The sequence below is a fragment of the Streptomyces caniferus genome, assembly GCF_009811555.1.
Classification (GTDB): Bacteria; Actinomycetota; Actinomycetes; order Streptomycetales; family Streptomycetaceae; genus Streptomyces; species Streptomyces caniferus.
In genome coordinates this window covers 335170-347765 of the sequence record NZ_BLIN01000002.1, presented here as the reverse complement: position 1 = coordinate 347765, position 12596 = coordinate 335170, and the positions used below count along the sequence as shown (strand labels likewise).

Here is a 12596-nt window from a genome sequence, read left to right as displayed (position 1 = left end):
ACCCCCGGCGCGCGGCGCCCGCACCGCGGGGGAGCGGGGCTCAACGGCGTACGCATTCCGGCCTCTTCGCCGTTTCCCGCGTTGTCACTCCGCTGTCTACCGCCCTGCACGCCCCTCCGCTAGCGTCCCGGGCGACCCTCGCCCCTGAGGGGAGTCCCGTGACTGGCTGATGGACCGTCGACTGGGAGGTCGGACATGGCACCTGGGATATCTCGCAGACGCTTACTGGGAGTCGGGGCGGCGACGGCGGGCGCGGCGGCGGCCGGATCGCTGCTGCCGCCGTCGTTGCGGCAGGCGCTGGCGGCCGACGCGGCACGGCCGGCGCGCGGCGGCAACGGGCTCGCGGACCTCCGGCATGTGGTCGTGCTGATGCAGGAGAACCGCTCCTTCGACCACTATTTCGGCACGCTGCGCGGCGTACGCGGCTACGCCGACCGCAATGCCGTCCACCTGCCCGGCGGCCGGAGCGTGTTCGAGCAGCCCGGACTCCTGGGCCTCGGGACCGTGCTGCCGTTCCCGGTGCGCGGAGCGGCCGCGGCGCAGCACAAGGACCTGCAGTACATCGGCGCGCTCGACCACGGCTGGGACGGCGGGTCCCGGGCGTGGAACGGCGGCTGGATGAACAACTGGGTCAACGCCAAGTCCCCCGCCACGATGGCGTACTACACCCGGCAGGACGTCCCGCTGCACTACGAGCTCGCGGACACCTTCACCGTCTGCGACGCCTACCACTCCTCGATCCACTCCTCCACCAGCCCCAACCGCAACCACCTGGTGAGCGGCTGGACGGGCTATGAGCCGGACGGCAAGCGCGCCGTGGGCAACGACGCGTACGCGGAGGACCTCCACCCCGGCTACACCTGGACCACCTACCCCGAGCGGCTGGAGAAGGCCGGCCGCAGCTGGCGGGTCTACCAGGAGTGGGACAACTTCACCGACAACAACCTGGAGTTCTACGCGCACTTCAAGGCGATCGCGAGGAAGGCCCTGGCCAAGGTGTCCGGGGTGCAGAACATGACCGGCTACTACGGGAAGCTGGCGGCCGCCGACGAGGCCGGGCGGCCGCGGCTGCGGGCGCTGCTGGAGGAGGGCGTGAACGGGCTGGGCAGCGCCGAGCGCAGCCTGTTCGAGCGGGCGCTGCGCCGCGGTGAGCCGGGCAACACGGCGGCCGCCTTCGTCGCGGACGTCGCGCACGACAGGCTGCCCGAGGTGTCCTACCTCGTGCCGTCCGCCGCGGACTCCGAGCACCCCGGTTCGTCCTCGCCGGCCCAGAGCGCCACCCTCGTCCACCGGGTGCTGGACGCGCTCGGCAGTCACCCGGACGTCTGGCGGCACACCGCGCTCTTCCTGACCTACGACGAGAACGACGGGTTCTTCGACCACGTGCCGCCGCCGGTCCCGCCGGCGGGGACGGCCGGCGAATTCTGGGACGGCCGGCCGACCGGTCTGGGCATGCGGGTGCCGATGCTGGTCATCTCGCCGTGGACGGTCGGCGGCTACGCCTGCTCGCAGGTCTTCGACCACACCTCGATCACCCGGTTCCTGGAGCGCTGGACGGGCGTCGAGGAGCCCAACATCAGCCCCTGGCGGCGCACCGTCTGCGGCGATCTGACCGCCGCCTTCGACTTCTCCCGCGGGCGCGGGAAGCCGTCGGTGCGGCCGCCCGGCGAGGTCCCGCCGTTCAGCGGGCGCTGGCTGCCGTGGCCGCCGTTCGAACAGGCCCAGCCGCGGCAGGAACACGGCAGCCGTCCGGCCAGGGCACTGCCGTACCAGCCGGACGCCGACGGCGGCTTCGACCCGGCCGCCGCCGTCTTCCGGCTGGCCGTGCGCAACGACGGCGAGGCCTCCGCGCACCTCGCGCTCCACCCGTACGCGAAGGAGTTCGCCGCCCCGCAGCACCGGGACGTGCAGGGGAAGGGCGAGTGGGCGGTACCGGTCAAGGACGGGGCGTACCGCTTCACGGTGACCGGGCCGAACGGCTTCCGGCGGGAGTTCGCCGGGACGGGGCGGGGCGCCGCCGCGGCCGTCGCGGTCGGCACCCGGATCGACGCCCGGCGCCGGGAGCTCCACCTGACCCTCACCAACCCCGGCCGCACCGACCTGACCTTCACCCTGGAGCCGCTGGCGTACGCGGACACCGCGCCGCGCACCCTGAAAGTGAGGGCCGGCGCCGTCCGCACGGTCGCCCATCGGGCCGGGGACGCGCACGGCTGGTACGACCTCGCCCTCTCGGCCGCCGAGGACCCGTCCTTCCACCGCCGGCTGATGGGCCACGTGGAGAACGGCAGGGAGTCGGTCACCGGCTGAGGCGGTCCGCGCGGGGGCCGAGGCGGCCCGTACGGGGTGCACGCGGCGCGGCCGGGTCCGGGACGAGTTCCCTATTCCCGACGTGTTGTGGGGAAGTCCACAAACACCGCAAAGGATCTCCCCGGGCTGACACTCTGCACGGAAGAGGGGGGCCGCCGCTCCCTCACGGGCATGCGGCGGGCCCGCCCGTCCCCCGTACATCCGCGCTCGGCACCACCCGCTCCCGGGAGATATCGACGCACAACCCCGGGAAGCAGACGAGGTCCGTGACCGCTCTGGCTCGGTGGTGTCTCAGGCGCCGCATCGTGGTGATCGTGCTCTGGCTCGCCGTCCTCGCGGGGGCCGCCGCCGCCGCGGGGGTGGCGGGCTCCGCGTACTCCAACAACTACGAGGTGCCCGGGACCGAATCCGGGCGGGCCTCGGCCCTGCTGGACCGGGCCTTTCCCGGACAGTCCGGGGACAGCGACACCCTCGTATGGCACACGGACTCCGGAACGGTGCGCTCCGCCGCGGTCCGCAAGACGATGACGCGCACCCTGGAGAAGGTCGCCGCGCTGCCCGGCGTCGCCGAGGTGCACAGCCCCTACGGCGGGCCCGGCGCGCGCCCGTCCGGCGGCCAGGGCGCACAGCAGATCAGCAGGGACGGGCACACCGCCTACGCCTCGGTGGTCTTCGACCGTGCCACCGACGAGCTGGACCCCGCCCAGGTCCGCCGGGTCGTCGACACCGCGCGGACCGCGACCGGCGGCGGCCTCCAGGTCGAACTCGGCGGCGCGGGGATCGCGCTGACCGAGGCGCCGCGCGCCCAGCTCCCGGAGATCATCGGGCTCGGCGCCGCGGCCGTGGTGCTCTTCCTCGCCTTCGGGTCGCTCGCCGCGACCGTCCTGCCGATCATCACCGCGCTGGCCGCCGTCGGCACCGCCTCGGCCGGCATCACCCTGCTCGGCCACGCCATGACCGTCGCCGACTTCGCCCCGATGCTCGGCATGCTGATCGGTCTCGGCGTCGGGATCGACTACGCGCTGTTCATCGTCACCCGGCACGGCAAGGGGCTGCGCGCCGGACTGCCGGTCCACGAGGCCGCCGTCCGCGCCGTCTCGGTGTCCGGACGCGCGGTGGTCTTCGCCGGGGCCACCGTGTGCATCGCGCTGCTGGGCATGCTGATCCTGCGGCTGAGCTTCCTCAACGGTGTCGCGCTCGCCGCCTCGCTCACCGTGGTCCTGACGGTGGCCGCCGCCGTCACCCTGCTGCCGGCGCTGCTCGGGCTGATCGGGATGCGCGCGCTCAGCCGCCGCGAGCGCCGACGACTGGCCGAGCGGGGACCGCGGCCCGAGCGGCCCACCGGCATCGCCGCCCGCTGGTCCGGGTTCGTCGAGCGGCATCCCAAGCTGCTGGGGACGACCGCGGCGGCCGTCATGATCGTCCTCGCCCTGCCGACCCTCGGGCTGCATCTGGGCACCTCCGACCAGGGCAACAACCCCGCCGCCTCGACCACCCGCAAGGCCTACGACCTGCTGGCCGGCGGCGGGCCCGGCGACGGCCGCGGCGGCGGATTCGGCCCCGGGTTCAACGGGCCGCTGACGCTCGTCGGCACCCTGGACGGCGCCAAGGACCGGATCGCCTTCGACCGGCTGCCGCAGCGGCTGCGGGAGGTGCCCGGCATCGCCCAGGTCGGCGCCCCCGAGTTCGACGGCAGCCACAGCACCGGCGTGATCACCGTCGTACCGACCACCTCCCCGCAGTCCCGGCAGACCTCCGACCTGGTGGCACACCTGCGCACCGACGTGCTGCCCGCGGCTGGGGGCGACAGCACGCTGCGGGTGCGGGTCGGCGGCATCACCGCGAGCTACGACGACTTCGCGTCCGTCATCGTCGGCAAACTGCCGCTCTTCATCGGCGTCGTCATCGCGCTCGGCTCGGTGCTGCTGCTGCTCGCCTTCCGCAGCATCGGCATCCCGCTCAAGGCCGCCCTGATGAATGTCGCGGCCGTCGCCTCGTCCTTCGGGATCGTCGTCGCGGTCTTCCAGTGGGGCTGGGGCAGCGAACTGCTGGGACTGGGCAGCGCCGGCCCGGTCGAACCGTTCCTGCCGGTCATCATGGTGTCGGTGCTCTTCGGCCTGTCCATGGACTACCAGGTGTTCCTGGTCTCCCGGATGTACGAGGAGTGGCAGCTGACCGGGAACAACTGCCGGGCGGTACGCGTCGGCCTGGCCGAGACCAGCCGGGTGATCAACTCGGCGGCGGTCATCATGATCGCGGTGTTCGCGGCCTTCATCCTCAGCGGGGACCGGACCATCGCGATGTTCGGCATCGGGCTGGCCTGTGCCGTCGCCCTGGACGCCTTCGTGCTCCGCACGCTCCTGGTGCCCGCCCTGATGCACCTGCTGGGCGGCGCCAACTGGTGGCTGCCGTCCTGGCTCGACCGGTGGCTGCCCCGGATCAGCATCGAGCCGCCGCCGGAACCGGGCGCGGCGGCGACCCTGCCCGGACCGCAGGGCGGGGAGAAACCGCTGGTGGGGGTATAGGAACCGGCGTCGGCCCGGCCCGCGCGCGGGGTCCGCGGTCGGCGTGTCGCCGTCCGCCGCCCGCCCGCCGGCGCCGTTCTCATCTCACTCTCAGACACGGCACCTACGGTCGCGCCCATGGGAACGACCAGGACGACCGAGAAGCGAACCGACGACGAGACGACCGTGCCGGCGCAGGGGGCCAAGGAGACTGCTGCGATCCCGGAGACCACCGAGGCGGAAGCGGCCGGCAAGGCCGGCGCCAAGGTCGACGAGCACGCCGACGACAACGCCGCCCTCGCCGCGCAGGACGAGGCCAGTGACCTCGAAGCGGGCGACGGCGCCGACGACCTCGACCGCGACACCCACGCCACCACCCGTGCCACCGCCGGGATCGCCGCCGGCGCCGGCGCCGTCGTCGCCGCGGGCGTCGGCCTCGCGTCCGTCACCGGCACCTGGCTCGGCACGACCCTGGCCGAGCGGGCGAACCTGATGGGCCAGATCAAGGTCCAGTCGGGCAAGGCCCAGGCCGCCGACCAGATCTCTGCCGTCTACGGCGCCTCCTGGCACACCAACGCCCTGGTCAACGGCTTCTTCGCGGTGCTCGCCGTGGCCGTCGCCGCGGTGGTGCTGACCCGCCCGCGCGCCACCTGGGTGCGGGCCGTCGCCTGGGGCGGGCTGGCCCTCGGCGTGCTGGGGATCCTGATCTCCGCGGGCATGTACCTCGACCTGTTCGGGAACATGCCCACCGTTCCTAAGGCCCCCACGGGCGGCGGCCCCGCGGCTCCGTAAGGCCGTCCGGGCCGCTTCCTAAGCACCGTACGGGTGCCACGGGCGGTGCCTAAGGAACCCCGGGGCGACATCGCGGGTTTCCGGGCACCGCCCGGGTCCGAAGATCGGGAACCCTCCCGATGTGGCGGACCCCCCTTGGCGACGAGGCTTGAGCACATCGACAAGCCGTCGAGCACCACCTCACCGTCGTCAGGGGAGACACCATGTACCGCTCCGAGCTGGAGATCCGGGTCCGTCACGAAGAGCTGCGCCGCGAGGCCGACCGTCAGCGCCTGGTGCGCGAGGCCACCGGGGCCGCACAGGCCGGCCGCCGCGGCGCCGCCCGCTCCGGGGCGAACGAACCCGAAGGGCGGGTGAGTACCCGGGGCCGGTGGCTGCGGATCCGCCGCGCCGCCGCCTGACCGCGAGGCTCCCATGGCGCCCCAGGTGCCGGCCCCGCCGTCCGCCCCACTGCCGTCCGCCCGGCCCCAGGTGCCCTCCGCACCGGGCCGGGCGCTTCGTATAGCGAAACCCACTGCCGGATTGTCGGACCCCTGTGCGATGCTCACCAGCGTGGAGACCAGGTCCGTCAGTCCCGTGTTCGTCGGCCGCGCGGCCGAACTCGCCGTGCTGGGGGACGCGCTCGCCCGCATCGCGGCGTCCGGCGAGCCCCAGGCCCTGCTGATCGGCGGTGAGGCCGGGGTCGGCAAGACCCGTCTCATCGAGGAGTTCAGCGAGTCCGCCCGCGCCCGCGGTGCGCTCGTCGCGCTCGGCGGCTGCATCGAGATCGGCTCCGAAGGCCTGCCCTTCGCCCCGTTCTCCTCGATCCTGCACACCCTCAACTGGCATCTGCGCGACGAGCTGGCCGCCGCCGTCGCCGGTCAGGAGGGCGAACTCGCCCGCATCCTGCCCGAATTGGGGGAGACCCCCGGCGAGGCCCACGACGAGGAGATCGGCCGCGCCCGCCTCTTCGAGCTGACCGCCCGCCTCCTGGAGCGGCTCGCCGCCCACCGCACCCTCGTCATCGTCGTCGAGGACCTCCACTGGGCCGACCGCTCCACCCGCGAGCTGCTCGCCTACCTCCTGCGCTCCCTGCACGACGCCAATGTCCTCCTGGTGGCGACGTACCGCTCGGACGACATCCACCGCCGCCACCCCCTGCGCCCCTTCCTCGCCGAGATCGACCGGATGCGCACGGTCCGCCGCGTCGAACTCGCCCGCTTCAACCGCGAGGAGGTCCGCTCCCAGATCGCCGGGATCAACGGCAGCGATCCCGAAGAGGACACCGTCGACCGGGTCTTCAAGCGCTCCGAGGGCAACGCCTTCTTCGTCGAGGAGCTGGCCCGCGGCCTCGCCGACGGCGCTCTGCACGGCCTCAGCGACCCGCTGCGCGATCTGCTGCTGGTGCGCGTCGAGGCGCTCCCCGAGGACGCCCAGCGGGTGGTGCGCACGGCCGCCGAGGGCGGCTCCACGGTCGAGCACGAACTCCTCTCCGCCGTCTGCCAGATGCCCGAGGACGACCTCATCGAGGCCCTGCGCTCCGCCGTCGGCACCAACACCCTCGTGCCCACCCAGGACGGCACGGGCTACCGCTTCCGGCACGCCCTCGTCCGTGAGGCCGTCGTCGACGACCTGCTGCCCGGCGAGCGCACCCGCCTCAACCGTCGCTACGCCGAGGCCCTGGAGGCCAACCCCGCACTGGTCCGCGCCGATGTCTGCGCCGCCCGGCTGGCCAGCTACTGGTACAAGTCCCATGACGCGGCCAAGGCGCTGCCCGCCGTCCTCGCCGCCTCCGTCCAGGCCCGCCGCCGCCACGCCTACGCCGAACAACTGCGGCTGCTGGACCGCGCCCTGGAGCTGTGGGACGACGCGCCGACCGAGGTCCGCCAGCGGGTGCGCCCGGTCGACTACGCCGAGGCGTATCCGGCCTGCGGCTGCCATGACGGCGACGCCCTGGGCTTCCTCGACCTGCTCGCCGAGATCGCGGTGGCCGCCCGGCTCTCCGGCGACAACGAACGCGCCTTCACGATCACCAAGCGCGCCCTGCGGTCGCTGCGCGGCGAGAGTGACCCCCTCCGTACGGCGTGGTTCCTGGTGCAGCGCTCCCGGCTCTGCCAGGGCACCGGCCGCGGCAACGGCTGGGAGGACCTCGGCGCCGCACAGGAGCTGATGCGCGGCCTGCCGCCGTCCTCCGTGCACGCCGAGGTGCTCGCCGCCGTCGCCGGCTGGGCGATACTCCACGACCCGGGCCCGGGTACCTTCGCGACGGCCGAACGCGCCGTGGAACTAGCCCAGTTGGTGGGCGATGAAGAGGCCGAACTCAATTCCCGGCTGACCCTGGCGGGGCTGCGGGTGGACGCCGGGGAGGTCGACGCGGGCCTCGCCGACTTCCGTACCAGCCTCGGCCTCGCCGTCGACCGCGGCTACTTCGCGGTCATCGCCCGCGGCCACGTCAATTTCCCGTCGGCCCTCGAAGGCGTCGGCCGCTCCCGCGAGGCCGTCGAGGTCACCGAGCGGGGCGTGGAACTCACCACCCGCTACGGCCTCAAGGACAGCACCAGCTGGGTGCTGGGCAACCGCGCCGAATCCCTGCAGGCGCTGGGCCGGTGGGAGGAGGCGGGCCGGGCCGCCGACGACGCGGCACGCCTCGCCCAGACCCCCCGGGCCACCGCACTCGCCGCCAGCCGCCGCACCGACCTCGCGCTCAGCCAGGGGGACTTCGCCGGCGCCGAACGCGAACTCGCCGTCGCCCAGGAGCACTACGGCACCCACGACCCGCAGCCGCAGCACGCCATCGTCATGGCACGGCACGCCCTGCGGATCGCCGTCCACCAGGGCCGCATCCTCGATGCCCGCAGCATCCTCCAGCAGGTCCTGGACGCCGGCTTCCCGCCCGGCACCCAGCGCTACGCCTGGCCGTTGCTCTGGTCGGCCGCCACCGCCGAAGCGGACGCCCGCGGGCTGCCCGCCGCCGCACCGGGCCGGGCCGCGGTCCTCGCCCGCATCCGGGAGGCCGCCAAGAAGCTGCCCCGGATCTGCGCGGTCTGGGCGGCCCACGGCCTCGCGCTCGACGCCGAACTCCGCCGCGCCGAAGGCCGCGAGACCCCCGACGCCTGGGCCGGGACGGTCGCCGCCTTCGAGCCCCTGGACCGCCCGCACGAGCTCGCCCGGTCCTGCTACCGCTGGGCGGAGTCCCTCCTCCACGGCAGCGAGCGCGCCACCCTCGGACTCCACGGCCGCACGCCGCGCGAGGCCGCCGTACTCCTGCTCACCCAGGCACACACCGCGGCCGTCGAGATGGGCGCCCGCCCGCTCGCCGACGAACTCGAACTCCTCGCCCAGCGGGCCCGCATCCCCCTGTCCGGCCCGAAGCCGGAGCCCGCGACGCAGCCGACGGCCGCCGCCGGGCGCGGCACGGCCGCCGAGCCCTCACCCGCCGCCGTACCCGCCGAATCCCTCGGCCTGACCCCCCGCGAGCGCGACGTACTGCGCCTGGTCGCCGACGGGCGCAGCAACCGCCAGATAGCCGACGCCCTGTTCATCTCCCCGAAGACCGCCAGCGTCCATGTCTCCAACATCCTCGCCAAGCTGGGTGTCTCCGGCCGCGGCGAGGCGGGCGCGGTGGCGCACCGCCTGCGGCTGTTCGGGGAGCCGGCACCCGGCCAGGGATCCGTCGTGTCGTCCTGACCGGACGGGTCCGGGCCACGCCGGCGTCGGCCGGCGGCCGGGACCCGCCGCGGGCGGCCCCGCCCGCACGGGCAGCCCCTCGGCGGCTTCGAGATGCCCTTGCGGCCCGTTCACTCTGCCCGCGCGTACCTGGTACCCGCCGTCATCCGCCGTGTATCCAGGAAAGTCGACACGTCGCGCGCCAGACGAAGGATGCCCATGCAGGATCACGAAAAGGCCGGAACGACCGGGCCTGCCACCGCCCGTACTCCCGCCCACAAGTCCGCAGTCGCCCCCTCCGCACCGCTGGGCGGCCCCCTCGCTCGGCAGGCCGGCGCCGGAAACGCTGCCGTCGTGCAGATGCTCCGCCAGGCCGGACACTCCTGGGCCGAGCCCGAACAGCACCGGCACGGCGCCGGTTGCGGACACCCCACCGAGCAGCCTGCCGTGCAGCGGTCCGCCGTCCACGACGTCCTGCGCACCGGCGGCCGGCCCTTGGACGAGGCGACCCGCGGCGATATGGAGGCCCGGCTCGGCGCGGACTTCTCCGACGTGCGTATCCATGACGACAGCGCGGCCAAGGCCTCCGCCGCCGAGGTCGGCGCCCGCGCCTACACCTCCGGCAGCCATGTGGTGATCGGCGCGGGCGGTGACGACAAGCACACCCTGGCCCATGAGCTCACCCACGTGGTCCAGCAGCGTCAGGGGCCCGTCGCCGGAACCGACAACGGGGCGGGGATGCGTGTCTCGGACCCCTCGGACCGGTTCGAGCGCGAAGCCGAGGCCACCGCGCGCCGGGTGATGTCGGGACCGGTCCCGGCCGGGCCGGAGGTGCAGCGCGCGGCGGCGAGCGGGCGGCCGGCGATCGCGCCGACCGTGCAGCGGAATGTCCAGGACCGCCTCACCGACCAGTACTGGCAGGACCGGGCGGCGAACGAGAAGCCGGTGAAGGCGCCGGCCAAGACGTCGAAGGGCCGTGTCGGAGACGACATCCTCCTCGACATCGGGCCCAAGCTCATCAAGGAGCTGGCCAATCTGTGCGCCGGGAAGTCCGAGGCCGAGCTGGACGCGATGGGACGGCTCGAACTGTTCCGGGCGATGGAGGCGACGGAGGCCGCGGACATCGAGGAGTGGTGGGGCGGGGAGGGCCATACGCCGGACGAGAAGATCACCGCCATGAACGACTGGGTCATGGCGCATCAGGGTGAGAAGTCCGTCGGGGGCGCGTTCAACAAGACATACGGCGAGACGAAGAAGACCGCGCGCGACCCCGGCAACCCGAAGGACGGCGTCCTGCCGATCGGCCCGCACCTCGGCGACGAGGAACAGGCCCGCAGCTACTACAAGAAGCCCGCCACGCAGGCGCTGATGAAGTTCACCCTGAAGCCCGGCGCGCACGAGCTGCTGTTCCATCCGGACCACATGGCCGTCGCCGGGGAGAGCAAGGGCCGCACCCCGCAGTCCCTCAGGAACCTTCACGGCGGCATGCCGCAGGCCAAGAAGGGCGAGGGGAAGCTCGAGGGGTACGTCGGGATCAAGCAGGAGACTCCGCGGGAGTACGCCCAGGACGAGCAGGGGAACCGCGCCCTGGTGAACGGGCGGGGAGATTTCAGCCTGGCGCTGGGCACCAAGTGGTCGCGGCTGCTGTTCCAGATGTTCGTCGAGCGCATCGAGCGAGTCTCCTGAGCAGCGCCCCCCTGGGGCGTCGAGCGGTGCGACCGGGCCGGCCACGCTCAGGGCCGTTCCCGGTCCTGCTCCTGGCCGCGGTCCCCGCCCTGCTGCTGCCGCGGCGCCCTGACGACGACCGTCCCCGAGGAGAGATCGATCGGGCCCTTCCCCGGGTCGCCGTCCCCCACGTCATCGACGACGAGCGACATCTTCTGCCGCTCCTCGTCGGTGTGCTTGCGGCCCGGCGCGAACAGTTCTTCCGCGATGTTGAACATGGTGCCCTGCCCCCTCATCGGCTGACGCGCACCCGTCCCCCTGCCTTTGAGTGTAGGCAGGACATCCGAAAAAGGGATCAGCCGGATCAGCTCACCTGGAGGCGGAGAATCCGGTCGTCGCCCTTGTGCGGGGTGCCCCGTCCGTCGGTGTTGCTGGTGACCAGCCACAACGCACCGTCGTCGGCCGCCACGACGGTCCGCAGGCGCCCGTAGGTGCCCTTCAGAAAGGCCTGCGGTGCCGCCACCGGCTTCGTCCCGTTCAGCGCGATCCGCCACAGCCGTTCGCCGCGCAACGAGGCCATCCAGATCGAGCCCTTGGCGTAGGCGATACCGCTGGGCGAGGCGTCCGCGGTCCTCCACACCTCGACGGGGTCCATGAACCCGGCACCCGCCGCCCTGCTCTTCGCTTTGCCCTCGACCTTCGGCCAGCCGTAGTTCTTCCCCGGTTCGATGACATTGAGCTCGTCCCAGGTGTTCTGCCCGAACTCCGAGGCCCACAGCCGCTTGTCGGCGTCCCAGGCCAGGCCCTGCACATTGCGGTGGCCGTAGTCGTACACCACCGAATCCGCCTCGGGGTTGCCGTGCGCCGGTTCGCCGTCCGGCGTCATCCGGAGGATCTTGCCGCCCAGCGACCGCTTGTCCTGCGCCAGCCCGGTGTCGCCGGTCTCGCCGGTGCCCGCGTAGAGCATCTTGTCCGGGCCGAAGGCGATCCGGCCGCCGTTGTGGATCTGGCCCTTGGGGATGCCCTTGAAGATCGTGTCGGGCGCGCCCAGCTGATTTCCCTGCGGGCGTTTCTCGTCGTAGATCATGCGGGCGATGCGGTTGTCGGACGCGGTGGTGAAGTACGCGTAGACCTGGTGGTCCGCACCGAACGTCGAGGACACCGCGATGCCCAGCAGCCCGCCCTCGCCCCCCGGTTCCACCCCCGGCACCGAGCCGAGCTCGGTGATCTTCCCGCCGTGCGCCGCGACCCGCACGATCTTCCCGGTGTCCCGGGAGGCGACCAGCAGATCCCCGCCCGGCAGCACCGCCACGCCCCACGGCGACTTCAGTCCGGTGGCCAGGGTGCCGGTCACCTTCACCGACCCCTTGGCGGGCGGTGCGGTCGACGACGGTGTGGCGCCCGGCGAGGCGGCGGCACCGCGGTTCTTCGCCGGCGCGGAGCTCACCCCGCCCTGGGGCTGCGCGACGCCGGACGAGCAGCCCGCCGCCAGGAGCAGCGAAGCGGCGGCCAACACGGCGGTCTGGGAACGGCGTTGCACGGCAGGGTCCTCTCGTCGGCGGGGCGTGGACAAGAACACCACATCGCGGCCCCGGCGCGAGGCACGTCAGCCGTTCCGGAACCACTCCCACCTGCCATGATCCGGCCGCTGCGGCCCCGCCGCGAGCGCGACACGCACGGCCG

General features: G+C 73.3%; 8 protein-coding genes. 6 read left to right on the top strand and 2 right to left on the bottom strand.

The genetic code is table 11. The annotated features are described in order from the left end of the window. Positions 1-195: 195 nt before the first annotated feature. The 6 genes from Scani_RS03365 (at position 196) to Scani_RS03340 (ending at position 10934) form a co-directional block, all read left to right on the top strand. The gene (locus Scani_RS03365; RefSeq protein WP_159469863.1) at positions 196-2307 is read left to right on the top strand and encodes a phosphocholine-specific phospholipase C; all 2112 of its coding nucleotides are present in this window, start codon (positions 196-198) and stop codon (positions 2305-2307) included. 266 nt (positions 2308-2573) lie between these two features. After that, positions 2574-4832: an MMPL family transporter gene (locus Scani_RS03360; protein WP_159469861.1), complete on the top strand. Its 2259-nt coding sequence runs from the start codon at positions 2574-2576 to the stop codon at positions 4830-4832. A gap of 117 nt (positions 4833-4949) precedes the next feature. Continuing rightward, positions 4950-5603 carry a hypothetical protein gene (locus Scani_RS03355; RefSeq protein ID WP_159469859.1) on the top strand — a complete coding sequence of 218 codons (654 nt, stop codon included), beginning with the start codon at positions 4950-4952 and terminating at the stop codon, positions 5601-5603. 203 nt (positions 5604-5806) lie between these two features. Continuing rightward, on the top strand, positions 5807-6004 hold the full coding sequence (locus tag Scani_RS03350; protein WP_159469857.1) for a hypothetical protein: 198 nt from the start codon (positions 5807-5809) through the stop codon (positions 6002-6004). Positions 6005-6143: 139 nt separating this feature from the next. After that, a complete protein-coding gene (locus Scani_RS03345; RefSeq protein ID WP_159469856.1) occupies positions 6144-9269 on the top strand; it encodes a helix-turn-helix transcriptional regulator in 3126 nt (1041 codons plus the stop codon). A gap of 198 nt (positions 9270-9467) precedes the next feature. Further along, on the top strand, positions 9468-10934 hold the full coding sequence (locus tag Scani_RS03340) for an eCIS core domain-containing protein (RefSeq protein ID WP_371872303.1): 1467 nt from the start codon (positions 9468-9470) through the stop codon (positions 10932-10934). Positions 10935-10981: 47 nt separating this feature from the next. Here the strand turns inward: Scani_RS03340 and Scani_RS03335 are convergent, their stop codons facing one another. Both Scani_RS03335 and Scani_RS03330 read right to left on the bottom strand, forming a co-directional pair. Next, positions 10982-11191 (bottom strand): DUF6191 domain-containing protein, encoded by a 210-nt coding sequence (locus tag Scani_RS03335; RefSeq protein WP_159469852.1) that lies wholly within the window; start codon positions 11189-11191, stop codon positions 10982-10984. A gap of 86 nt (positions 11192-11277) precedes the next feature. Continuing rightward, on the bottom strand, positions 11278-12453 hold the full coding sequence (locus tag Scani_RS03330) for a PQQ-dependent sugar dehydrogenase (RefSeq protein WP_159469850.1): 1176 nt from the start codon (positions 12451-12453) through the stop codon (positions 11278-11280). Between the last annotated feature and the right edge of the window lie 143 nt (positions 12454-12596).

Coding starts and splice junctions, on each gene's coding strand:
- Scani_RS03365 (WP_159469863.1), top strand. CDS start 196: ATGGCACCTGGGATATCTCGCAGACGCTTACTGGGAGTCGGGGCGGCG.
- Scani_RS03355 (WP_159469859.1), top strand. CDS start 4,950: ATGGGAACGACCAGGACGACCGAGAAGCGAACCGACGACGAGACGACC.
- Scani_RS03350 (WP_159469857.1), top strand. CDS start 5,807: ATGTACCGCTCCGAGCTGGAGATCCGGGTCCGTCACGAAGAGCTGCGC.
- Scani_RS03345 (WP_159469856.1), top strand. CDS start 6,144: ATGCTCACCAGCGTGGAGACCAGGTCCGTCAGTCCCGTGTTCGTCGGC.
- Scani_RS03340 (WP_371872303.1), top strand. CDS start 9,468: ATGCAGGATCACGAAAAGGCCGGAACGACCGGGCCTGCCACCGCCCGT.
- Scani_RS03335 (WP_159469852.1), bottom strand. CDS start 11,191: ATGTTCAACATCGCGGAAGAACTGTTCGCGCCGGGCCGCAAGCACACC.